General features: G+C 69.0%; 21 protein-coding genes. 10 read left to right on the top strand and 11 right to left on the bottom strand.

What is annotated here, in order from left to right; genetic code table 11:
- Positions 1 to 13: 13 nt before the first annotated feature.
- The gene (locus M8R19_RS29570) at positions 14 to 307 is read right to left on the bottom strand and encodes a hypothetical protein (protein ID WP_058070426.1); all 294 of its coding nucleotides are present in this window, start codon (positions 305 to 307) and stop codon (positions 14 to 16) included.
- 585 nt (positions 308 to 892) lie between these two features.
- Between M8R19_RS29570 and M8R19_RS29565 the strand changes: the two genes are divergently transcribed.
- Positions 893 to 1,132 (top strand): hypothetical protein, encoded by a 240-nt coding sequence (locus tag M8R19_RS29565; protein ID WP_074984011.1) that lies wholly within the window; start codon positions 893 to 895, stop codon positions 1,130 to 1,132.
- Between the two features lie 221 nt (positions 1,133 to 1,353).
- Here the strand turns inward: M8R19_RS29565 and M8R19_RS29560 are convergent, their stop codons facing one another.
- Positions 1,354 to 2,280, bottom strand: a complete 927-nt coding sequence (locus M8R19_RS29560) for a LysR family transcriptional regulator (protein WP_249919715.1) — start codon at positions 2,278 to 2,280, stop codon at positions 1,354 to 1,356.
- A gap of 101 nt (positions 2,281 to 2,381) precedes the next feature.
- On the opposite strand from M8R19_RS29560, the gene M8R19_RS29555 reads away from it, so the two are divergent.
- Complete coding sequence (locus M8R19_RS29555; RefSeq protein ID WP_249919714.1) at positions 2,382 to 3,683, top strand: MFS transporter; 1,302 nt, start codon at positions 2,382 to 2,384, stop codon at positions 3,681 to 3,683.
- Positions 3,684 to 3,712: 29 nt separating this feature from the next.
- Positions 3,713 to 4,642: a carbon-nitrogen hydrolase family protein gene (locus tag M8R19_RS29550; RefSeq protein ID WP_249919713.1), complete on the top strand. Its 930-nt coding sequence runs from the start codon at positions 3,713 to 3,715 to the stop codon at positions 4,640 to 4,642.
- A gap of 170 nt (positions 4,643 to 4,812) precedes the next feature.
- On the opposite strand, the gene M8R19_RS29545 is transcribed toward M8R19_RS29550, so the two are convergent.
- The 4 genes from M8R19_RS29545 to M8R19_RS29530 form a co-directional block, all read right to left on the bottom strand.
- Complete coding sequence (locus tag M8R19_RS29545) at positions 4,813 to 5,100, bottom strand: HigA family addiction module antitoxin (protein WP_249920250.1); 288 nt, start codon at positions 5,098 to 5,100, stop codon at positions 4,813 to 4,815.
- Positions 5,101 to 5,350: 250 nt separating this feature from the next.
- The gene (locus M8R19_RS29540; RefSeq protein ID WP_061562022.1) at positions 5,351 to 6,007 is read right to left on the bottom strand and encodes a response regulator transcription factor; all 657 of its coding nucleotides are present in this window, start codon (positions 6,005 to 6,007) and stop codon (positions 5,351 to 5,353) included.
- A gap of 14 nt (positions 6,008 to 6,021) precedes the next feature.
- Positions 6,022 to 7,272 carry a sensor histidine kinase gene (locus M8R19_RS29535; RefSeq protein WP_074984022.1) on the bottom strand — a complete coding sequence of 417 codons (1,251 nt, stop codon included), beginning with the start codon at positions 7,270 to 7,272 and terminating at the stop codon, positions 6,022 to 6,024.
- Between the two features lie 9 nt (positions 7,273 to 7,281).
- The gene (locus tag M8R19_RS29530) at positions 7,282 to 7,422 is read right to left on the bottom strand and encodes a hypothetical protein (protein ID WP_249919712.1); all 141 of its coding nucleotides are present in this window, start codon (positions 7,420 to 7,422) and stop codon (positions 7,282 to 7,284) included.
- 158 nt (positions 7,423 to 7,580) lie between these two features.
- On the opposite strand from M8R19_RS29530, the gene M8R19_RS29525 reads away from it, so the two are divergent.
- The 7 genes from M8R19_RS29525 to M8R19_RS29495 all read left to right on the top strand — a co-directional run bounded on the left by M8R19_RS29525 (position 7,581) and on the right by M8R19_RS29495 (position 13,577).
- Positions 7,581 to 8,786 carry a lanthanide ABC transporter ABC transporter substrate-binding protein PedA1 gene (locus M8R19_RS29525; RefSeq protein ID WP_249919711.1) on the top strand — a complete coding sequence of 402 codons (1,206 nt, stop codon included), beginning with the start codon at positions 7,581 to 7,583 and terminating at the stop codon, positions 8,784 to 8,786.
- Positions 8,787 to 8,830: 44 nt separating this feature from the next.
- The gene (locus M8R19_RS29520) at positions 8,831 to 9,802 is read left to right on the top strand and encodes a YVTN family beta-propeller repeat protein (protein WP_249919710.1); all 972 of its coding nucleotides are present in this window, start codon (positions 8,831 to 8,833) and stop codon (positions 9,800 to 9,802) included.
- Positions 9,799 to 10,530, top strand: a complete 732-nt coding sequence (locus tag M8R19_RS29515) for a lanthanide ABC transporter ATP-binding protein PedB/LutE (protein WP_249919709.1) — start codon at positions 9,799 to 9,801, stop codon at positions 10,528 to 10,530. Before M8R19_RS29520 ends, M8R19_RS29515 begins: the two co-directional genes overlap by 4 nt.
- Positions 10,527 to 11,345, top strand: a complete 819-nt coding sequence (locus tag M8R19_RS29510) for a lanthanide ABC transporter permease protein PedC (RefSeq protein WP_249919708.1) — start codon at positions 10,527 to 10,529, stop codon at positions 11,343 to 11,345. Before M8R19_RS29515 ends, M8R19_RS29510 begins: the two co-directional genes overlap by 4 nt.
- Before the next feature lie 104 nt (positions 11,346 to 11,449).
- Positions 11,450 to 11,986, top strand: a complete 537-nt coding sequence (locus M8R19_RS29505) for a PQQ-dependent catabolism-associated CXXCW motif protein (RefSeq protein WP_069864424.1) — start codon at positions 11,450 to 11,452, stop codon at positions 11,984 to 11,986.
- Positions 11,987 to 12,041: 55 nt separating this feature from the next.
- Positions 12,042 to 12,707: a response regulator AgmR gene (gene agmR, locus M8R19_RS29500; protein WP_058070436.1), complete on the top strand. Its 666-nt coding sequence runs from the start codon at positions 12,042 to 12,044 to the stop codon at positions 12,705 to 12,707.
- Between the two features lie 9 nt (positions 12,708 to 12,716).
- A complete protein-coding gene (locus M8R19_RS29495) occupies positions 12,717 to 13,577 on the top strand; it encodes a DMT family transporter (protein WP_249919707.1) in 861 nt (286 codons plus the stop codon).
- Between the two features lie 417 nt (positions 13,578 to 13,994).
- On the opposite strand, the gene nahK is transcribed toward M8R19_RS29495, so the two are convergent.
- From nahK to M8R19_RS29470, 5 genes are all read right to left on the bottom strand, one after another.
- The gene (gene nahK, locus M8R19_RS29490) at positions 13,995 to 16,622 is read right to left on the bottom strand and encodes a hybrid sensor histidine kinase/response regulator NahK/ErcS' (protein ID WP_249919706.1); all 2,628 of its coding nucleotides are present in this window, start codon (positions 16,620 to 16,622) and stop codon (positions 13,995 to 13,997) included.
- Complete coding sequence (gene nosP / locus M8R19_RS29485) at positions 16,555 to 17,715, bottom strand: nitric oxide-sensing protein NosP (protein ID WP_043316467.1); 1,161 nt, start codon at positions 17,713 to 17,715, stop codon at positions 16,555 to 16,557. The genes nahK and nosP overlap by 68 nt, the downstream gene beginning before the upstream one ends.
- A gap of 667 nt (positions 17,716 to 18,382) precedes the next feature.
- Positions 18,383 to 19,579: a porin gene (locus M8R19_RS29480; RefSeq protein ID WP_249919705.1), complete on the bottom strand. Its 1,197-nt coding sequence runs from the start codon at positions 19,577 to 19,579 to the stop codon at positions 18,383 to 18,385.
- A gap of 289 nt (positions 19,580 to 19,868) precedes the next feature.
- The gene (gene pqqF, locus M8R19_RS29475; protein ID WP_249919704.1) at positions 19,869 to 22,157 is read right to left on the bottom strand and encodes a pyrroloquinoline quinone biosynthesis protein PqqF; all 2,289 of its coding nucleotides are present in this window, start codon (positions 22,155 to 22,157) and stop codon (positions 19,869 to 19,871) included.
- Positions 22,158 to 22,227: 70 nt separating this feature from the next.
- Positions 22,228 to 22,452, bottom strand: coding sequence for a hypothetical protein (locus M8R19_RS29470; RefSeq protein ID WP_058070440.1), 225 nt, complete (start codon positions 22,450 to 22,452; stop codon positions 22,228 to 22,230).
- Between the last annotated feature and the right edge of the window lie 189 nt (positions 22,453 to 22,641).

Below are 22,641 nucleotides of genomic sequence, written 5' to 3'. Positions count from 1 at the left end.
GAAAACCCGGGAATCAGACGGTTGCCGACTCATGGGACGACGCCACGCGCTTGCCCAACGGCGTCCGGCTGTAGCCATCTGCGGCAATGGTCTGTTGCGCAGGCGCTGCCGAGTTCACGCGCATGCCCAGGGGCGTCCTGCTGAAGCCATCTTCCGCCAGTTGCGGGGTTGCGCCTTCTTCAGCCAGGGGCGTCAGTTGGAAACAGACGGTGCCGTGGGAGCAGCGTGCTTCGGCCGCATTCGCATGCACCGCCACGCCGGCCAGCGAAAAGGTAATGGCGGTCACGAGGGTCTTCAGAGTGTTCATGGCATTGTTCCTCAAGGGTTAGGGGGAACAGTCCATCGGAGTGGGAAAGAGCGCTCTGGAGGTGCGCTGGCTCTACCGCACGCCGATATCCTGTTGGAGTGAATTAAAAGCCCTTGGGGTATCTGCGCCGTGTCGAGAAAAGGCGTGGCCATCTCTGCGAATGTCAAAACGGTCTGCGGACACACTGGAATACAAAGCGCCCCCGGGAAAGTGCGGATGAGCAGGCACCGAGCATCCGTCGTCATTGCCGGGAGGGCGCGAAAGTAGCCATTCACCTATGGCTGCCATGCAGGTCAACTGCGCTTCCCGCCACGCGCCTTGCCACACCCAATTGACAGCCTCGCGGCAACTCCCTAACGTTGCTCAGCCGCTCAACAGAGCGGTGCGGGATTGGCGTCCCGGAATTCTGGAAGGTGTCTGGGGTCAATCTCCGGCACCTTGCATGGCTGTACCCATGTTATGGGCGGGCCGTGCGGGGCATCTTCGGATGCGCCGGTTCCCAGATTCCGGTACGCCAACCTGTACGGTCCGCCCTCCCCGATTGGCGTCGGGAGGCGGAAGACTGAATCAATCTGGGAGATTTTCATGAGCCTTTCTGCCCAAGTTCTACCCCATCCCCTCAAGCACGCTGCCCCATCGGACTTCTACGACGCTGCCCAATCCCGTCAATCCGCCCTGATCAATCTGCTGCGCCTGCTGGCCGGCGCGCCGGACCTGGGAGCGCCTGCCGAGGATGTGTTGGACGGCACCTTCAGCGCACTGGAGTACCTGGCGGCCGATGCCGAGCGGTTGTATGCCGCAGCTGAGGAGCATGGGCGGGCGTAGGGCGCATAACCGTTCGCGGTTATCCGCCGTCGGCCGTGCCACCGAGGCGTCCGGCGTGGCCGGTGAATCCAATCGCGGACAGAGTCCGCTCCTACGACCGTGCCTCCCTGGTGCCATAGTGCCGGCCGCGCCGGGGCGCTCTTCGTAGGAGCGCGCCCTGCGCGCGATATCGCGGGCAGGGCCCGCTACAGGTTGATGCCGAATGGACGGCCCTCTCGCGGCTAGCCGAGCTTCTGCGCCAGTTCGCCGATGAACTGGCGCAGCCATTCGTGGTGCGGTTTGCTGTGCTTGGCGATGTCCCAGACCATGAAGCAGCGGAAGGACGGCACCGGCAGCGGCGCCGGGCTCGCGCGCAGCTGGGTCATGGCCGCGTAGCTCTCGGCGGCGAAGGTCGGGAGCGTGGCGATGGCCTCGCTGCTCACCAGCGTGGTCAAGGCGCCGCTGAAGTGGGTGAAGGAGGCGATGACGCGGCGGGCGTAGCCGGCGGACTCGAACATGTCGTCGATGAAGCCGCGGCGGCCGTCGTAGGAGATGCGCACGTGGTCGGCAGCGAAGTATTCCTCCAGGCCGATGGGTTCGTCCGCCGCGCCGGCGCGCGGGCGGAACAGGCAGGAGTACGAGGAGGAGAACAGCACCTGCGACGAGTAGCTGGTGTTGAAGTCCTTCGGCTCGCTGCAGATCACCAGGTCCATGTCCGGGTCCTGCAGCGACTGCTTCCACAGCGAGCTGTTGCTCTGGTGGAAGGCGAAAGTCACGCCCAGGCCCTGCTCCGCTACCGCGTTGACGATGCGCGGGGCGAGATAGGACTCGATGTCGTCGGACAGGCCGATGTTGAACAGGTAGCTGGAATCGCGCGGGGAGAACTCCGGCTCGGCGCCCAGCACGCCGGAGATGGAGGTCAGCGCCTCGGCGATCTTCGGCGCCAGTTCCATGGCCTTGCGCGTGGGCTGCATGCCGGAGGCGGTGCGGATGAACAGTTCGTCGCCGAAGTGCTCGCGCAGCCGGCGCAGCGCCGCGCTCACCGCGCCCTGGGTCACGTGCAGCATCGCCGAGGCGCGGGTGGCGCTGCGCTCGGTCATCAGGCAGTGGAAGGTGAGCAGAAGGTTGAGGTCGATCCGCGAGATATTACGTACGTTAATCCGGCTCATATTTGCTAATCGTTTGCCCCGTGCCCGAGGAGATTCCTAGTCTGGCGTCCACAACAACATAACAAGCGCTGGAGAATTCTGTGGACGCGATTGAGCAAAGCATGGGTGCAAGCAGCATCCGGACCAAGGGCGGGCAGTCGGATATCCGCAAGCGGGCCATCGCGGTCGGCATCGGCAATTTCATGGAATGGTTCGACTTCGCCATCTACGGCTACTTCGCCGCGGTGATCGGCATGCTGTTCTTCCCCTCCAGCGCGCCGGGCGTGTCGCTGCTCTCGTCGCTGGCGGTGTTCGCCGTCGGCTTCCTCTCGCGGCCGTTCGGGGCATTGATCCTCGGGCCCATCGGCGACCGCTTCGGCCGCCGCGCGGTGCTGATCATCACCGTGTTCGGCATGGGCGTGTGCACCACCATCATCGGCCTGCTGCCCTCCTACGAGGCGATCGGCATCGCCGCGCCCATCCTGCTCATCGCCATGCGTTTCATCCAGGGCATGATGGTCGGTGGCGAGTGGTCCAGCGCCGGCATCTACATCGTCGAGAGCGCCCCGTCCAACCGCCGCGCCACCGCGGCCAGCGTGATCACCGGCACGGCGGGGTTGGCCTTCCTGTTCGGCACCTTCACCGCCGCGAGCATCGCCTCGGCGCTGGACGACCAGCAGTTGGCGGCCTGGGGCTGGCGTCTGCCGTTCGTGGCGTCCATCGTGATGACCGGCATCGCCGTGTTCATCCGCCGCAAGCTGGGCGACACCCCGGTATACGAGGAGATGGTCCGCCAGCGCGACTCGCACAAGGTGCAAGCCCCGAGCCGCGCCGTGCGCCGCCGCGCCTTCGTCACCACCTTCGCCTTCTCCGCGCTGTTCGGCGTCTCGCTCTACTACTTCATCACCTACGCCAACAACCACCTGGTCTCCACCGTCGGCCTGCCGCGCAGCAGCGCGCTGTGGCTGTGCAGCGCGGCACTGGTGGTCTATGTGATCGTCAACCCGCTGATCGGCCAACTCAGCGACCGCATCGGCCGGCGCAAGCTGCTGCTGGGCGCTGCCGCCGCGCTGACGCTGCTGGCCTATCCGATCTTCCTGCTGCTCAACAGCGGCAACCCACTGGCGATTCTCGCCGGGCTGATCGTGATGGGCGTGCTGGTGGCGATCACCGCGGTGATGGACGTGGTGCTGCTGGTGGAAGTCTTCCCGGCCTCGATCCGCTCCACCGGCGCGGCCCTGGGCCACAACCTGGCGCTGGCGATCCTCGCCGGGCCTGGGCCCTTCATCGCCGCCGCGCTGATTCGCCAGACCGGCGACGCGAACCTGCCCGCGGCCTATCTGGCGGCGGTCTCCCTGGTGTGCCTGGTGGTGCTGTGGAAGACCCTGCCGGAAACCCGCGACAACGACATCAGCCGTTTCTAAGCCTTTTCAACAGACAGTCAGGAGTCCCCATGACCCGTGTAGCAATCATCCAGGCCGCCTCCGTTCCCTACGAGCCGATGGCCAGCGTCGAGAAGGCCTGCGACATCCTCCGCCGCGTGGCGGAACAGGGCGCGAAGCTGGCGGTGTTCCCCGAGGCCTTCATCGGCGGCTATCCCAAGGGGGCCGCCTTCGGCAGCGTGGTGGGCAACCGCAGCGCCGCGGGGCGCGAGCTGTACCAGCGTTACGTCGAGGGCGCCGTGGCGCTGGACGGCCCGGAACTGGCGGTGCTCGCCGAGAGCGTGGAGCAGACCGGGGTGACCGTGGTGGTGGGCATCATCGAGCGCTTCGGCCGCACCCTGTACTGCACCGCAGTGACCCTGGCGCCGGGGCGCGGCATCGCCGGCTACCACCGCAAGCTGATGCCCACCGGGCAGGAGCGGCTGATCTGGGGCTTCGGCGACGGTTCCACGATAGCGCCGGTGGACACCGAATTCGGCGTGCTGGGCAGCGTGATCTGCTGGGAGAACTATATGCCGGCGCTGCGCCAGGCCATGTACGCCCAGGGCGTGCAGCTGTATTGCGCGCCCACCGCGGATGACCGCCCGTCCTGGGCCAGCTCGATGGTGCATATCGCCCTGGAAGGCCGGGTGTTCGTGCTCTCGGCCTGCCAGGCGATCCGCCTGGGCGAGTACCCGCAGCAGCACCGCGAGGCGTTCGGCCTGGACTTCCAGGAGGACGAGTACGTGATGCGCGGCGGCAGCATGATCGTCAGCCCGCAGGGCGAAGTGCTGGCCGGCCCGGTGTTCGACTGCGAGACCGAACTCTACGCCGACCTCGACACGGCCCAGCTGAGCAAGGGCAACCTCGATTTCGACGCCTGCGGCCACTATGCGCGGCCGGATGTGTTCGAGCTGAAGGTGAATACCGCACCGCTGCGGCCGGTGACTTTCGAGCCTTGAGGGCGAACGCTGCAGGGGGCGTGGCCGCGGATCGCGGACGAAGTCCGCTCCTACAGGGGAGGTGGTGCGCAAGGGATGATGGGTATCGCTGCGCTCCACGCCATCCTACGAAGCAGCTCCCTGATGCTTCGGAACAGGCAAAGCCCCGCATTCACGGGGCTTTTCAGTTTTCAGGCGATATCGGCGAAGCGCTCGATATGTGGTTGTTCGCGGTGCCTGGCCTGCCAGATGTCGTAGTCGGCCTGCACGCCGAGCCAGGTGCGCGCCGTGCCGATGCCGGCCAGCTCCAGGCGCACGGCCAGGTCCGGGCTGATGGGCGCGCGGCCGTGCAGCACCCGCGACAGGGTTTCGCGCGCGAAGCCCAGGCGGCGGGCCAGTTCGGTGACGCTGATATCGAGCGCCGGCAGCACGTCTTCGCGCAGGGTTTCGCCTGGGTGGGGTGGGTTGGGCGTTATCATGGAGGTGAGTGTGATCTGGTGCGTCACAGGGCTCGATCAGTTGGCGCTGAGGCTTGTGTAGGAGTGGTCTTCCCGAGCGATGCACGCCCTGTTCGAAAAGTCTCTGGACCCCCGCGTTCGCGGGGGTGACGAGGTCGGGTCCAGAGTGGGTGTCCAAAGTTCGCGAGCAAGCTCGCTCCTACGCTGCGCCACCCACACCATTCCCCTGTAGGAGCGCGCCCTGCGCGCGAATCGCAGAAAAGCCCAATCCCTACCCCGCCAGCGCCTCGCCGCTCACGCGCAGCACGCCGCTGTCGATGGCCAGGTGCACCAGCTCCGCGTGGGAACTCACCTGCAGCTTCTGCTTCAGCAGCGTCACATGGTTGGACACCGTCTTGGCGCTCACGCACAGGTGTTCGGCCACCTGCCTTGCCGGCAGGCCGCGGGCGAGCATGACGAAGATTTCGAATTCGCGGCGGGTCAGGCCGTGCAGGCGCGGGTCGCCTTCTTCCAGGCCCCTGGGCTGGCAGGCCAGGCGGGTGGCCAGGGGTTGTTCGATATAGAGCTGGCCGGCCAGCACGCGGCGCACCGCTTCGAGCAGCACCGCCGGGGCCGCGCCCTTGGTCACGTAGCCGGCGGCGCCGGCGTCCAGGGCCTGGCGCACCAGGGGCAGTTCGTCGTGCATGCTGAAGAACAGCACGCGCAGTTGCGGTAGGCGCTGGCGCAGGCGGCGGGTGACTTCCAGGCCGCTGATGCCGGGCAGGCCGATGTCGAGGATGACCAGCGCGGGAATCTCGCGCTGCACCGCCTGCAGCGCTTCCTCGCCGTCGCCCGCCTCCACCACGTCCGCTTCCGGCAGCAGGCCGCGCAGCAGGGCGGCTATGCCTTCGCGCACCACGAAATGGTCGTCCACCAGCAGGATTTTCATCGCTTTCTCTCCTCTCATGCCGCCACCGGCAGCGGCACCCGCAGGCGCAGCGCCAGGCCCAGGCCGGGCTGGCTGCGCAGTTGCAGTTCGCCGCCCAGGCAGCGGGCGCGCTCGCGCATGGAGCGCAGGCCGATGCCGGCGCGGGGCGGGCCGTCGCTGCCGCGGCCGTCGTCGCGCACGGCCAGGTACAGGTGGCCGCCGCGGGTTTGCAGGCGCACCCACACGCGGGTGGCGCCGGCGTGGCGGGCGACGTTGGTCAGCGCCTCTTGCAGCAGGCGGTACAGGTGCGCCTTGGCCGCGTCGCCCAGGGGCGGCAGGCTGTCGGGCAGGCGCAGGGTGCAGGCGATGCCCTGGCTGGCCTGCCAGTCCTCGACGTAGGCGCGCACCGCTTCGTCCAGCGCCAGGTGCTCCAGCACCACCGGGTAGAGGTCGCGGATCAGCGCGCGGAAGCTGTCGTTCAGGCCGCGGCAGTGCTGGTCCATGCGCTCCAGGGTGGGCTGCGCGGCGGGCTGGTCGTGCAGGCTGTGCAGCAGGAAGAGCTGCGCGCGGATGCCGGCCAGGTATTGGCCGATGTCGTCGTGCAGGGCCTGGGCCAGTTCCTGGCGCTCGCGCTCCTGCACGGCGAGCAGCGAGCGGGTCAGTTCGGCGTTTTCCTGGCAGGCGCGCTCCAGGGCCTCGGCCATGCCGTTGAAGCGTCCGGCCAGGCGTTGCGCTTCGGGCAGCGAATGGCCGGGCAGACGCACCTGCAGGCGGCCCTGGGCGATCTCACCGAACGCGGCCTGCAGTTGCTCCACCACCCGCAACCCGCCGCGCACCGCCCAGCGGATCGCCAGCAGGCTGACCGCCAGGGCCACGCCGAACAGCGCCAGCAGCTGCACCAGGGAGTCGCGGACTTCGTCGATTTCGTCGCGCGGGTCCACGCTCAGCTGCACACGGCGGCCGTCGGCCAGTTGCAGCGGCGCGGCGTGGTAGACATCCGGGTACAGGCGCGCCGCCAGCCATTCGTCGAGCCAGCCGCGCGGCGCCGGCGGCGGCTGGTCGAGCCAGTGCACGCGCACGTGGCGCAGGCCGCCGGTGAGGCTCTGGTCGAGGCTGGCCGGGTCGCGCAGCGCCGCCTCGCGCAGGTATTCCACCACGGCGCGGGCGGCGTCCAGTTCGCGGCGCACGTCCTCGTCGCCCTGGTGCAGCAGCACGGCCACGCACAGCGCGGCGACCAGGGCGAAGAACAGCCCGACCAGCAGGTTGATCCGCCACAGCGCCGACATGGCCGCGCCCTAGGGCCCCACGCGGCAGGGCTGGCCGGCGACGCAGGCGCTGGGCGCGCCGGGGCGGGTGTGCAGGCTGTACATGAAATCGAAGCCCAGCAGGCTGAGGATCAGCAGGATGGGCAGTACCAGGGTGACGGCGATACGCATGGCTCGGCTCCCGTTGTCTTTGTTGTTGTAGGGCCATGCTAGGGCGCGGCCGCGGGCGGCGATCTACTACCTTGGTATTGCCCCGGCGGTACTTTCTGCATATTTCCCAGGCCCTGGCGCGTTCCTATGCTGGCGACACAACAACAATGGAGTCGCCCATGCGCCAGTTCGCCCTGCACGGCGTGGCCTACCTGCTGGCGGTCGCCTGCGCTGCCCTGCTCTGCCTGAACGTGCGTGCCGAGGATGCCGCGGCCGAGCTGCAGGTGCGCATCGCCTACCTCGGCTACACGCCCGACCCCGGCCCGCTGCTGTCGAACATCATCCCCGAGCCCGGCGACGCCGGCCTGCGCGGCGCCGAGCTGGCCATCGACGACAGCAACACCACCGGGCGCTTCCTCAAGCAGCGCTACAGCCTGGTCAGCGCCACCAGCGCCGATGCCCAGCAGCTGCTGGCCGAGGCGCGCAAGCTGCACGATGACGGCCTGCGCCTGTTCGTGGTCAACGCCCCGGCCGAGAGCCTGCGCCAGCTCGCCGCCGCGCTGCCGGACAGCCTGCTGTTCAACGCCGGCGCCGCCGACGACGAGCTGCGCGCCGACCAGTGCCCGGCCAACGTGCTGCACACCCTGCCCAGCCGGCTGATGCTGACCGACGCCCTCACCCAGTTCCTGGTGCTGCGCAAGTGGACGCACTGGCTGTTGATCATCGGCCAGCGCCCCGAGGACAAGGCCTACGCCGCCGCCCTGCGCCGCTCGGCCAGGCGCTTCGGGGCGAAGATAGTCGAGGAGAAGGCCTTCACCTTCGCCAACGACCAGCGCCGCAGCGCCCAGGCCGACATGCCGCTGTTCACCCAGGCCGGCGACGACTACGACGTGGTGCTGGTGGCCGACGAGCACGGCGACTTCGGCGAGTACGTGCCCTACAACACCTGGCTGCCGCGCCCGGTGGCCGGCACCCAGGGCCTGGTCGCCACGGGCTGGCACAAGACCGTGGAAACCTTCGGCGCCGCGCAGCTGCAGAAGCGCTTCGAGGCGCAGGCCAAGCGCTGGATGAACGACCGCGACTTCGCCGCCTGGGTCGCCGTGCGCAGCGTGGCCAGCGCCGTGACGCGCCTGCGCAACGCCGAGCCGCAGGCCATCCGCGCCCTGGCGCTGTCGCCGGACCTGCCGCTGGACGGTTTCAAGGGCTACAAGCTCAGCTACCGCCCCTGGGACGGCCAGCTGCGCCAGCCCATTCCCCTGGTGCAGCCGCGCGCGCTGGTCAGCACCTCGCCGCAGGAAGGCTTCCTGCACCCCGCAAGCGAACTCGACAGCCTCGGCCTGGATGCTCCGGAAAGCCGTTGCCGCCTCGCCGACGCCAAGCCCTGATCTGGAGATACGCCATGTCCCGCGCCGCCATTTTCCGACCTGCCATGTTCCCAGCCACCCTGGCCCCTTCCCTGCTGGCCGCCGCCCTGTGCCTGGCGCCGCCGGCCTTCGCCGCCAAGGCCTACGTGTCCAACGAGAAGGACAACAACATCAGCGTCATCGACCTGGACAGCATGACCGTCACCGGCACCCTGGAGACCGGCAAGCGCCCCCGCGGCCTGGCGCTGTCCCACGACAATAAGCTGCTGTACATCTGCGCCAGCGACTCCGACACCGTGCAGGTGATGGACCTGGCCAGCGGCAAGATCGTCAGGCAGCTGCCCTCCGGCGCCGACCCCGAGCAGTTCGCCCTGCACCCCAACGACCGCTGGCTGTACGTCTCCAACGAGGACGACGCGCTGGTGACGGTGGTCGACACCCAGACCGCCCAGGTGCTCGGCCAGATCGACGTGGGCGTGGAGCCCGAGGGCATGGCGGTGAGCCCGGACGGCAAGTGGGCGGTGAACACCAGCGAGACCACCAACATGCTGCACTGGATCGACACCGCCACGCAGAAGCTGGTGGACAGCACCCTGGTGGACCAGCGCCCGCGCCACGCGGAGTTCAACAAGGACGGCAGCCAGGTCTGGGTGTCGGCGGAGATCGGCGGCAGCGTCAGCGTGGTGGACGTGGCCAGCCGCAAGATCCTCAAGAGCCTGCGCTTCGCCATCAAGGGCGTGCACCCGGACAAGATCCAGCCGGTGGGCGTGAAGCTGAGCAGCGACGGCAAGTACGCCTTCGTCGCCCTGGGCCCGGCCAACCACATTGCGGTGGTGGATGCGAAGACCTTCGAGGTGCTCGACTACCTGCTGGTGGGCCGCCGCGTCTGGCACCTGGCGTTCAACCCGGACGAGAGCCTGCTGCTGGCCACCAACGGCGTCAGCGGCGACGTGTCGGTGATCGACGTGAAGGACCTCAAGGTGACCCGCTCGATCAAGGTCGGGCGCTACCCCTGGGGCGTGGTGGTGACGCCATGAACGCCCTGCGGGTGGCGGGCCTGGGCTTCGCCTACGGCGCGCGCAAGGCGCTGGACAGCATCGACTTCGCCCTGCCGGCCGGGCGCTTCACCGCCCTGCTGGGGCCCAACGGCGCCGGCAAGTCCACGCTGATCGCCCTGCTCACGCGCCTGTACGACCTGCAGGTCGGCGAGATAGAAGTGTGCGGCTGCAGCCTGGCCCGCCAGCCGCGCCTGGCCCTGCGCCAGCTGGGCGTGGTGTTCCAGCAGAGCACCCTGGACCTGGACCTGAGCGTGGAGCAGAACCTGCGCTACCACGCCGCCCTGCACGGCCTGCCGCGGGCCCTGGCGGCCGGCCGCATCGAGCAGGAACTGGCCCGCCAGCAGTTGCAGGAGCGCCGCCGCGACAAGGTGCGCACCTTGAACGGCGGCCACCGCCGCCGCGTGGAGATCGCCCGCGCATTGCTGCACCGCCCGCGCCTGCTGCTGCTCGACGAGGCCAGCGTGGGGCTGGACCCGGCGGCGCGCCAGGGGCTGAACGAACACGTGCGCCAGCTGTGCCGCGACGAGGGCCTGACAGTGCTGTGGACCACCCATCTGCTGGACGAGGTGCGCGGCGACGACCAGTTGCTGGTGCTCGACCGCGGCCGCCTGGTGGCCCAGGGCGAAGCGGCGCAGGTCAGCGCCGCCGACGGTGGCGACCTGCCCCGCGCCTTCGCCCGCCTCACCCGCCTGGAAGCCTGCGCATGAAGCCATACGACACCCTCGGCTTCGGCCCCGCCGCCTACTGGCAGTGCCTGCGCGGCATCGTGGTGCGCGAGTGGCTGCGCTTCGTGCTGCAGCGCTCGCGCTTCCTCAGCGCCCTGGTGCGCCCGCTGCTGTGGCTGCTGGTGTTCGCCGCCGGCTTTCGCGCCGCGCTGGGCATCTCGATCATCGAGCCCTACGACACCTACGTGACCTACGAGACCTACATCGTCCCCGGGCTGTGCTGCATGATCCTGCTGTTCAACGGCATGCAAGGCTCGCTGTCGATGGTCTACGACCGCGAGATGGGCAGCATGCGCGTGCTGCTCACCAGCCCGCTGCCGCGCGCCTTCCTGCTGGCCGGCAAGCTGCTGGCCACGGCGCTGGTGTCGCTGCTGCAGGTATACGCCTTCCTCGCCATCGCCTGGCTCTACGGCGTGCAGCCGCCGGCCTGGGGGCTGCTCGCGGCGCTGCCGGCGCTGCTGCTGGCGGCGCTGCTGCTGAGCGCCCTGGGCCTGCTGCTGTCCAACGCCATCCGCCAGTTGGAGAACTTCGCCGGGGTGATGAACTTCGTGATCTTCCCGCTGTTCTTCCTGTCCTCGGCGCTGTACCCGCTGTGGAAGATGCGCGAGGCCAGCGTGGGGCTGTACTGGCTGTGCGCGCTCAACCCCTTCAGCCACGCCGTGGAGCTGGTGCGCTTCGCCCTGTACCAGCGCTTCAACCCGCTGGCGCTGGCGGTGTGCCTGGGGCTGACGCTGCTGTTCGCCGGCCTTGCGCTGCTCACCTTCAACCCGCAGCACGCGGCGCTGCGCAAGGGCTGAAATCTCCTACTTTGGTACTGGATCAACCCTCCGGACGTCGAATTTCCAAAGCAGCGCCCCTGGCATGTAATGGCGGGCAGAAGAATAAATATCGAGATGCCACCATGCCCCGCCTAGCCCCTGCCCTGCTCTGCGCGCTGCTGGGCCTGCCGCTGGCCCATGCGGACGAAGCGCTGTTCTCCAGCGACGGCTACCGCACCAGCCAGTACCGCAGCCCGACCCCGGCCAGCGCCGACCACGCCACCACCCTGGACACCGCCGCCCTGCAGGCGCTGCTCAAGCGCGAACCACGCACGCGCCTGGTGGACGTGTACCGCCGCACCTGGCTCAACGGCCGGTTCGTGGCCAACGAAGCGCATCGCAACCTGCCCGGCAGCCTATGGCTGGCCAACACCGGCGACGGCGTGCTGAGCGCGCCCTGGCAGGCCTACTTCCGCGAGAACCTGCGGCAGCTGAGCGAGGGCGACCCGACGCGCCCGCTGGTGTTCTACTGCCGCTCGGACTGCTGGGCCAGCTGGAACGCGGTCCGGCGCGCCCATGCGCTGGGCTATTCCAGGCTCTACTGGTACCGTGACGGAGTAGACGCCTGGGAACAGGCCGGCCTGCCCCTGCAGGACGCCCAGCCGCACCCTTTCCCCTGAGCACACCCGGCAACGGCTAGCCGCCGCCCATAACGACAACAACGAGGTGTAGGCCATGTACAAGATCCTGATCGCCGACGATCACCCGCTGTTCCGCGAGGCCATCCACAACGTCATCGCCGACGGCTTCCCCGGCAGCGAGGTGATGGAGACCGCCGACCTCGACAGCGCCCTGGGCCTGACCCAGGAGCACGACGACCTGGACCTGATCCTGCTCGACCTGAACATGCCCGGCATGCACGGCCTGAGCGGCCTGATGAACCTGCGCAACGAGGCGCCGACCATCCCGGTGGTGATCGTCTCGGCCGAGCAGGACAAGCAGGTGGTGCTGCAGGCCATCACCTACGGGGCGGTGGGCTTCATCACCAAGTCCTCGCCGCGGGCGCAGATGACCGAGGCCATCGAGCAGATCCTCAACGGCAACGTCTACCTGCCCTCGGACATCATCCGCACGCAGAAGGCCTCGCCGCGGCGCAGCGGCCACGAGGAGCACGGCATCCCGCCGGAGCTGCTGCAGGCGCTGACGCGCAAGCAACTGCTGGTGCTCGAACGCATGACCAAGGGCGAGTCGAACAAGCAGATCGCCTACAACCTGGAGATCGCCGAGACCACGGTGAAGGCCCACGTCTCGGCGATCCTGCGCAAGCTCAAGGTGCACAACCGGGTGCAGGCCATCCTCAGCGCCGGCGACATCGACTTCGCCGCCTACCTGCGCCGCTAGGGAGCCCCCATGCCCGCCTCGCGCACCCTGCTGCTCACGGCGCTGGCGATGCTCGCCTTCGCCGGCAATTCCCTGCTCTGCCGCCTGGCCCTGAAGGCCACCCAACTGGACGCGGTGAGTTTCACCGGCATCCGCATCCTCTCCGGCGCGCTGATGCTCGGCCTGCTGCTGCGCCTGCGCGGCCGGGCCAGCCAAGCCAAGGGCAACTGGCGCGCGGCGGCGGCGCTGTTCGTCTACGCCGCGGCCTTCTCCTACGCCTACGTGCAGCTGGACGCCGGCACCGGCGCGCTGCTGCTGTTCGGCGCGGTGCAGGTGACCATGCTGGTGGTCGGCCTGCTGCGCGGCGAACGCCTGGCCGGCCAGGCCCTGCTGGGCTTCGCCCTGGCCCTGGGCGGGCTGCTGGTGCAACTGCTGCCCGGCGCCGGCGCCCCGCCGCTGACTGGGGCGCTGCTGATGCTGCTGTCCGGCGTGGCCTGGGGGCTGTATTCGCTGCTGGGGCGTAATGCGGGCGATCCATTGGCGGTGACTACGGGCAACTTCGTTCGAGGTATCGCCTTTGCTGCCGTGCTGGCCCTGGTGTTCCATGGCCAGTTGCGGGGGGATGTGCCGGGAGTGGTCTACGCGGTGCTGTCCGGGGCGCTGGCTTCGGGGATTGGCTATGCCATCTGGTACGCGGCGCTGCCGGGGCTGTCGGCGATCCAGGCGGCGTCGGTGCAGTTGAGTGTGCCGGTGCTGGCGGCGTTGTCCGGGGCGTTGCTGCTGGGGGAGCACATCGGTTTGCGGTTGTTGCTGGTGTCTTGTGCGGTGTTGGGGGGGATTGGGTTGATACTGCGGGCCAAGGTGCGTGTGCCGGCTGCCCAGCGGGCTTGAGCACTGGCTGGCTTTTCTTTGCCGGTGACTCCGCTCCCTCACCCTAACCCTCTCCCAGAGGGAGAGGGGACCGTTCGGCGTGCAGTGTGATTTCGGCGCTCGCCGGCCACACCGAGTTGCCGATCTGATCACCACATACCCGTCATCGCAACCGCATGGGTTTCGCAAGCTCAACCCATCCTACGAAAAGCGCATCGGCGCAGCCGGCAAGATAGTTTCCGGTGTTCTCCCTGTAGGAGCGGACTCCGTCCGCGATGTGCATCAGGTTCGGACCAGGGTGAATTGCGGATAAATCCGCTCTTACAAGGCGCAGGAAAAGCCGTGTCGTAGGATGGTGTTGAGCGGAGCGATACCCATCACCACGACTGCGCGCGAAAATCGCGGGCAGGGCCCGCTCCTACAGGTACAACACCAGCCTCAGCCAGCCCGATCCATCAAATGACACAACGCCGTCTTCAGCTTCATCGGCCTCACTGGCTTGTGCATCAGCGTATGCCCCAGCTCCCGCACCTGTTGCTTGAGCTCGTTGCTGTAGTTGGCCGTGATCATCAGCGCCGGCAGCGGCGTGCCGCGGCGGGCGTTGATCGAGGCCACGGCGTCCACCCCGTTGCAGCCGTCGTCCAGGTGGTAGTCGGCTATCAGCAGGTCCGCCTCGGCGTGGAAGTTGTCCACCTGGCGCGCCAGGTCTTCTTCCGATAGCGCGGTGACCACCCGGCAGCCCCAGGCTTCCAGCAGGGTGCGCATGCCGGCGCAGATGGCCGCGTCGTTGTCCAGCACCCACACCCGCGAGCCGCGCAGGCGTTCCACCAGGTGTTCGGCCTGCTGCGCCGGCTCCGGGCGGGCGCGCACCGCACCGCGTGCCAGCGGAACCTCGATGGCGAAGCGCGAGCCCTTGCCGGGTACCGAGCCGACCTGGATGCGGTGGCCGAGCATGCGCGCGATCTTCTCGACTATCGCCAGCCCCAGGCCCAGGCCGCGGTCCTGGTGGGAGCGCTGGGTGTCGCCGCGCTTGAACTCCTGGAAAATCTCGCCGAGCTTGTCCGCCGGGATGCCCATGCCGGTGTCCCAGACCTCGATCCACAGGCTCTGCCGGCGCCGCCGGCAGCCCAGCAGCACGCGGCCGCTGGGCGTGTAGCGGATGGCGTTGGACAGCAGGTTGCGCAGGATGCGCGCGAGCAGTTGCAGGTCGCTGCGCACCTGGGCGTCGCAGGCCACGTAGTCCAGGCGCAGGCCTTCGCTGGCGGCGATCTGGCGGTATTCGGCGGCGAGGTTGCCGAGCAGCTCGCCGACCTCGAAGGGCGCGATGTCCGGCTTGATCACCCCGGCGTCGAGCTTGGAGATGTCCACCAGGGTGCCCAGCAGGTTCTCCACGTCTTCCAGCGAATGGCTGATGTTGCGCACCAGGCCGTCGCCCTCGCCGCGCTCCTGCAGGGCGCTGGTGAACAGCCGCGCGGCGTTCAGCGGCTGCAGCAGGTCGTGGCTGACCGCGGCGAGGAACTTGGTCTTCGACAGGTTGGCCTGCTCGGCCTCGCGCTTGGCCTCGCGCAGGCGCGCCTGCACCTGGCTGCGCTCGTCGATCTCGCGCTTGAGCTGGTCGTTCAGGCTGGTCAGCTCGGCGGTGCGTTCGCGCACCCGCTGCTCCAGGTTCTGGTAGGCCTGGTGCAGCGCCTCGGCGGTGCGCCGGCGCTCGGTGATGTCGCGGATCAGCACGAACAGCCCGGCGACCTGGCCGTCGGCCTGGCGGTTGGGCACGTAGGAGCGCTGCATGTAGCGCTCCTGCCCGGCCAGGTTGGTCTCGGCGATCTCGAAGGTCACGCTCTCGCCCGACAGCGCCCGCTCGAAGTACGGCTCCAGGCGCCGGCAGTGCTCGGCGCCGTGCACCTCGCGCAGGTTGCGCCCGAGCATCGCGCCGCTGGGCCAGCGGTACCACTGCTCGTAGACCTTGTTGGTGAACTCGTAGACCAGGTCGGCATTGAGGTAGGCGATCAGCGCCGGCACCTGGTCGGTGATCAGGCGGATCCAGCGCTCGCTCTCGCGCAGCGCCTCGGCGTGGCGGTAGCGCTCGGTGATGTCGGTGAAGGTGTTGACGAAGCCGCCGGTGGGCAGCGCGTGGGTGCGGATTTCCAGCATGCGGCCGTCGAACAGGCGTTGCTCCAGGGCCGCCAGGGGCGCGCCGTCGTCGCCGCGGCTGCGCGGGGTGAGCAGCGGCAGGCCGCTCTCGCCCATGACGTCGGCGAAGGGCCGGTGCGCGCCGATCGGCGCCAGCCCGCAGAGCTCCAGGAAACGCCGGTTCCACAGTTCCAGCGCGCCCTCGGCGCCGACCATGGCCACGCCCTGGGACAGGTTGTCCACGGCGCGCTGCAGCAGGTGCGACTTCTGCGCCACCGCCTGCTCGCGGCGCGCGGTCTCGCTGAGCTTGATCTCGGTGATGTCGGTGTAGAGCACCACCAGCCCGCCGTCGCGGGTCGGCCGCTCGCTCATGCGCACCCAGCGGTCATCGCGCAGGCGGTAGAGGGTATGTTCGTCGTCGTTGCTCCGCTGTTCCTCGACGATCAGCCCGCTGCTCTGCGCCAGGCGGCGCACCTCGGCCAGCCGGGTGCCGGCGCCCAGGCGCGCGCGGGTGGGCGCCCAGAGCGCGCGGAAGCGTTCGTTGAACAGCACGATGCGCTGCTGCGGGTCGAACAGCACGAAGGCGTCGGAGATGCTTTCGATGGCGTCCAGCAGGTGCTGGTGGGCGGTCTCGGCGCGCAGGCGGGCATCGCTGAGCAGCTGGTTGCTGGACTTCAGCTCGGCCATGGCCTGGCTCAGGGCGTCGGTGCGCTCGCGCACCTGCTCGGCCAGCACCACCGAGTGCTGGAAGGCCCCGTAGGCGCCGTCGCCGCGCGAGGCGCTGGATTCGATGCGCTCGATCAGCGCGGTGTTGATGCGCTGCAGCTTGAGCTTGTCGCGCTCGAGCGCCTCGATGCGCGCCAGCAGCTCAGCCGGCGCCGCCACGGGGACGGCCAATGGCGACGCCGGTGAAGGTCTGGTTGATGTGCATGCCATTGAATTGCTCTCCGTAGGTGTTGAAGCCGATCACCTGCTGGTGGCGGAGAAAAGCGGCGGTGGCTGCGCTGTCGCCCGCCACTTCCAGCTCCAGGCGGCGCAGGAAGCAGTCGCAGCCGATGGTCAGCAGCGGCGGGCCGAGGCGTTCGTGCAGGCGCGCGAACTGCGCCTGCAGGTTGGGCAGCAGCGGCCCGGTGCTCATGGCGGTGAGGACGATGCCGTTCTCCACCGCGCAGTAGAAGGTCAGGCTGAAGTCGTCGTGCACCTGCTGGATGGAGCGCACGTAGTACTGGTCCTTGATGCGCACCGCCAGCGGGTGGCGGGAGAACAGCTCGAAGCTCAGTTCGTGGGGCTCCACGCCGACCAGCCGGGCGTATTCCAGGGCGGCGGGCTCGGCGTTGAGTTCCAGCACCCGGCGGCTGGCGCTGTCGGCGCGGGTCACCACCAGCTTCTCGCCGCGCGGCACCACGTGGTGGGTGGTGAACACCTCGAAGTCGAGCCAGGTGTTGAACAGCAGCACCACCGCCGCGCCGGTGTGGAACTGGCCCTGGTAGTAGACGTGGGTATGGGTGAGGTGGTTGTCGTCGCCGGCCGAGCCGCCGAAGTGCGGAATGGCGCCAAGCGCCGCGCTGAGCGCCGCCAGCACCACTTCCTCGCGGCTGGACAGGCCATCGAGCAGGGTCAGGGCGAAGCTGTGGTCCTTGATCGGCGCCAGCTCGCTGCTGCGGCAGTCGGCCACCAGGGCCTCCACCAGCTGCTGCGCGTCGATCAGGCTGAAGCGCTCCATCTCGTCGATCAGCGCGCTGGCCACGGCGAAGCTGCGCACGTCGAAGCCCACCGCGCTGACGCAGCCCCGGCCGTAGCCCTGGGGGGTGATCTCGCCAGCGGTGGTGCAGCCGACCAGCTCGATGCCGCCGAAATACTGCTCCAGCGCGGCGGCCAGGGCCGGCAGGTCGTACTCGGCGGAGCAGAAGAACAGCACGAAGCCCAGGTGCGGGTGGATCAATTGGCGCGCCAGGTCCTGGGCCACCGCCTCCGCATCGCGGGCACTGGACATGCCCCTGACTACGCCTTCGCCCTGCCCTTCCTGCATACGCCTGCCTCAACGCCGGTTGACCACGGGGGCATTCTACGAAGGCGCCCGGCGCGGCCCCATGCTACTTGGGTGCTGGCGGGGACCTCCGAAAGGCGTAGGGGCGGGCCTTGTCCGCGATGGCCGGAGGTTCCGGCGCACTTCGCGGGCAATATCCGCTTACCGTACAAGCGGCCCGGCTTCCGTAGGATGGGTTGAGCGAAAGCGATACCCATCACCAGGGTCCGATGGGTATCGCAAGCTCAACCCATCCTACGAAAAGCACCTCGGTGCAGTCGGCAAGACAGTTGCTGCCCATTTCCTTTGTAGGAGCGCGCCCTGCGCGCGATTCGCGGTACAGCGAACAGCGGAGTCAGGTTCAGCTGCGGAGCGGGGTTGGAGTCAGTAACCCTCTCCCCAGCCCTCTCCCTGAAGGGAGAGGGGGCTTGTCCGTGCCGAGATGGGGCCTGGCTTCAGCCGGTAATTTTTGGAGCTGCCGGCTGACTCCGAAATACCCGAGCACTCCGAACGGTCCCCTCTCCCTTCAGGGAGAGGGTTAGGGAGAGGGCGCTCTTCAAAGCCACACCAACCCTCCCGACAGAAACACCATCCCTCTCCCCCCACAAAAAAAACGGCGGACCGACGCCACCGCCGCCCCGCCCAATTACTGCCAAAGGAGCCCTGAGAATTACCAGTTCAATACCGCGCCAACCGCAAAGGTGTCGGTGTCCTCGCTCACCAGCGAGCCCTTGCGGCCGTCGATCTCGTACTGGTTGTACTCGGCCACCAGCTTGAGGTTGTCGTTGATGGTGCGGAAGTAGGCGATGCCGCGGGTGGAGTAGTCCGCCGCGCTGCCCAGGCCGTTGCCGTCGTCCTCGGTCTTGCCGTAGGACAGCGCCAGGCGGTTCTTGCCCCAGGTGTAGGAGCCCTGCAGCAGCATGCCGCGGCTGTCCACCTCGCGCAGCGCGGCTTCGCCGGCGTTGTTGGTGAAGAAGGGATTGATGCCCTTGGCGGTGAAGCCCGAGCCGGTCAGCGACACGCCGCCGAACTTGGCCTGGATGCCGTAGCCCAGGCCCTTGGAGGTGACGTCGTCGACCTGGTCGTTGGTGTTCTTCGAGGTCTGGTAGGCTCCGTTGATCCAGCTGTAGATCTGCGCGCCGCCCAGGTCGAACTGGTAGCTGATCTCGCTCTCGTAGCGCGGGTTGTCCTGGTAGGCCTTGTCGTCCAGGCCGTCGCTGGCGTCCTTGTCGATCTGGTTGGTGTCGATCGGGTCCATGATGCCCACCGCCACGCGCAGGCCGTCCGCCAGGTTGTTGTTGCGGTAGGTGATCTGCGAGGTGGGGAACGGGTACGGGTAGCCGGTGCCGATGTTGCCGAAGGACACGCCCTTGCCGTCCACCAGGCCGAGGGTGTCGCTGGCGTTGCCGAAGCCGGCCAGCAGTTCGTCGAGGAAGATGTTCGAGCGCGAGAACAGGCCGAAGTCCTTGCCGATCAGCACCTCGCCCCAGTCGCCGGCCACGTTGCCGTAGAACTGCCGCACGTCGATGGCGGTGTCGGTGCCGTCCTGCTCGCTGTCGTTGATGGTCACCCAGAACGAGGAGCGCCCGGTGAGGGTCAGGCCGTCGATCTTCTTGCCGAAGTTGAAGCCGATGTAGTTGGGCAGGAAGCCCATCTTCACCCGCGACTGGCGGCGGTCATAGGTGTCGCCCTCGCGGTCCACGTCGCTGTTGACGTAGAAGGCGTTGAAGTAGCCGTCGGTGGAGAAGGTGGTGTCGTCCTTGTCGTACAGCTTGATGTCGGCGACGGCCGGCAGGCAGCCCAGGCTGCCCAGCGAGGCCAGGGCCAGGGGCAGGAAACGGCGAATGGCGGTGTTGTTCTTGTGCATGACGCGCTCCGCAGGGGATGGATGACCGTTCGGGGTCGTGGCGGAGGCGATTATCGAAACGCCCCGCGCGGCGCCATACGCTGCTTTGGGCGCGCTCCGGCGCTGCTTGCGTGGGGCTTGCCGGAGCGCTGCGCAAGGCCATGGCACCAGGCCACCACAAGGCCCGGCGCCTTGGTCGCGGGGGTAGCGGCACCTTGGCAGCGGGCCTTGCGGCGCAGGACCAAAGTCGCAGGCGCACGTGCCCGGGGCGGTACGCCCGGGCAGTAGCGGAAGGAGGTGCAGAAAGAGATCAGGCGCGGTTGGTCAGCAGCCAGCAGCCGCCCTGCTCGCCCAGCAATGCGGCATGGGCGGCCTGGAGATCGGCGCGAGTGGTGCGGCGGGCGGCCTCGGCCACGCGTTGCGCGTGATCGGCATCCACGCCGGCGAGTTGGTCGCGCCAGGCTGCGCCCTCACTAGCTGGCTCATTCGCCAGGCTGTGGGCGAGGTCGTGCAGGCGGGCCTCGGACAGTTCGCCCAGGGAGATGGCGGCGTCTTCCAGGAAGGTGCGCAGGTGGCCGAACAGCGCGTCCGGCTGTGTATGCGGCGACTGCACGGCGAACAGCAGCCCGCGCCAACCGGCGACCTGGCGGAAGCCGCAGAACAGCGCATAGCCCAGGTTCAACTCGACGCGCAGGCGCTGGTAGAAGCCGCCTTCCAGCTCGCGCGCCAGCAGGCGCCAGGCGGCCTCCTGAGTCGCATCCCGCCCTGGCAGCGGGTAGAACAGCAGCAGCGCCGACTCGCCTTCACCCGCCATGTCGCAGCGATGGCGGCCCCGAACCCGTACCGGCGGCAACAGCGGTTCCGTCGCCAACCGGCCGGGCACCTGGCTTGGCTGGGGCGGCTCGGCGTTGCGCACCAGCACATCCCAGCGTGCCGAAGGCCAGTCCGGCAAAGCCGTACCCTCCCCCGCCAACTGGACCGGCAAGGCGTCGAGCAGGCGGCGGATCGGCAGTTCGGCGGCCTTCTGCTGCCGCTCGCGCAACAGCAGGCGCTCCCCCTGGGCCAGCACTGCCGCAGGGGGCTCGGCCAGCAGCGCCAGGGCGCCGTCCAGGCAGCTTTCCAGGCGGTCGGCCGGGCCTTGCAGGCCCAGGGCCCAGTCGGCGCCCTCCTCGTCCAGGCGCAGGCTCACGCCATTGCGCCGCGCCAGCCCGGCCAGGGGACGCAGGCTATGGCGCAAGGCGAGGAAGTGGCTATGGGACGGCGCGCGCGGGAAGCGCCAACGCAAATGAATCGAGCCCGTCGCCGCCGTGCTGGCCGCAGGTGGCGTCGCGAAGCGCCAGGGCTGAGGAGCGAAGGCCACGGGCTCGACCGGGCTGCGCCCCAGGTGCAGGTCGAAGCCGGCTACACAAGCGGGCTGGCCCGACGCATCCGCCGCCACCAGCAGGCGGACCAGGCGCGATGCGTCCAGCGCCGCCAGCCATTGCGGCGAGACCGGCGCCGGCAGGCCCCGGGCACGCCGCTGCAGTTGTTCCAGGGGAGGCAGTTGCCCTGCTTCGTCCGCCACCAAGGCATCGCCGCCACTCTCGCGCAACGCCCGTAGCCAATCGAGGAAGGCCGCCTCGACCCGCGCGGCATCCCGCGCCTGCGCCAGCTCGAAGGTCGCCGCCAGCAGCGCCTGCCCCGGCGCGCGGTAGGCCACCCGCAAGCTCGCCGCATCGCACAGCCCACGCTCGCCCAGCCAGGCCAGCAATCCACCCTCCGCCTCGTCGCCCAGCAGGCTAGCCAGGGCGTCGAAGGTCTGCTCGGCGACGGCATCCAGCTCGGCCACGGCGAACCCCAGCACCAGGCGCGGCGCACCGGGCAGGCGCAGGTGCAGCCTGTCGCCGGCCAGCGGCGCCAGGGCCGGCGGCAGGTCGCGGGCCGGCACCGGGCCGGGCCGCCAATCCCCGCAATGCCGGGCGGCCAGGGCCTGCAACTCGTCGAGGGACTGCGGCCCCTGCAGCCACAGCTGCACATTGCCGGGCCGGTAGAAACCGCCATGGAAGTCCCGCAGCGCGCCCTGGAAACCCGCCGCCTCCACCGCCAGGCTGGCGCGCCGGCCGGCCACGAAGCGGCGCAGCGGATGCTCCTCGGCCACCCCGGCGGCCAGGGCCGCGTCTATCAGCGTGCCGGCATCGCTCGCGCGGGCGATGTATTCCGCCTCCAGCACCTCGCGCTCGCCGAGCTGCGCGGCATGCTCCAGCCGCGGCCGGGCCAGCAGGTCGAGCAGGCGCGCCAACCCACCGTCCAGCTCCCCTGCGGGCACTTCGAAGAAGTAGTCGGTAGTGCGCGCCCGGGTGCTGGCATTCAGCCGCCCGCCCCGCGCCTGCACCCAGGGCATCAGCCGCTCGCCCGCGGCGAAGCGCACGCCGCCGAGGAACAGCAGGTGTTCGAGGAAATGCGCGAGCCCGGGGTGCGCCCGCGGCTCGTCATGGCTGCCGGCCGCCACCCGCGCCAGGGCGGCGGCGCGGGTGGCCTGCGGATCGTGCACCAGGGTCAGCCCCAGGCCGTTGGCCAGGACGACCTGGCGGGCCTGCGCGGGCGCGGCGTTGCGGTTCATGGGCAATCCAGTGGTGTTCTGCCGCCACCTTACCCGCACGCCGGAGGAAGGGAATAGTGCTTTGGAGGGGTCAGGGGCCGCTGGCGCTGATGACGCCCGTGCGCACCTGCTCGGCCATGGCGATCAGCCGTTCGGCATCGCCCTGCAGGAAGGCCGCCATGCGCACCAGGTGCACCGCCTGGGATGCCGGCAGCTGCTCGGCGGCCCGCCCCAAGTCGGTCGCCAGCCCCTCATGGCGGAAGGCCATGTTCAATAGTTCGCGCCGCAGCCGCTGGCTCGCTTCGTTCAGGCCCATGACGCACCCTCGCTGGCAGTCGAAAACTCCAGCATAGACGAGCCGGCCTCCGTGCCCCGCCGGCCGTCATACCCAGGTATGCCGTGCCTATACCCATGTGCATTTCTGGCCACCGGGCCGCGTTTCTATAATCGCCACCCGAGGTCCCGCGCCGGGCAAGCCCAGGCGCTTGACCTTGACACTAGCGTC

The sequence above is a fragment of the Pseudomonas sp. R3.Fl genome (genome assembly GCF_023516765.1).
Taxonomy (GTDB): Bacteria; Pseudomonadota; Gammaproteobacteria; order Pseudomonadales; family Pseudomonadaceae; genus Pseudomonas; species Pseudomonas citronellolis.
Note: the sequence above shows the minus strand (reverse complement) of the source record. Positions and strands in the feature narration are given on the sequence as shown.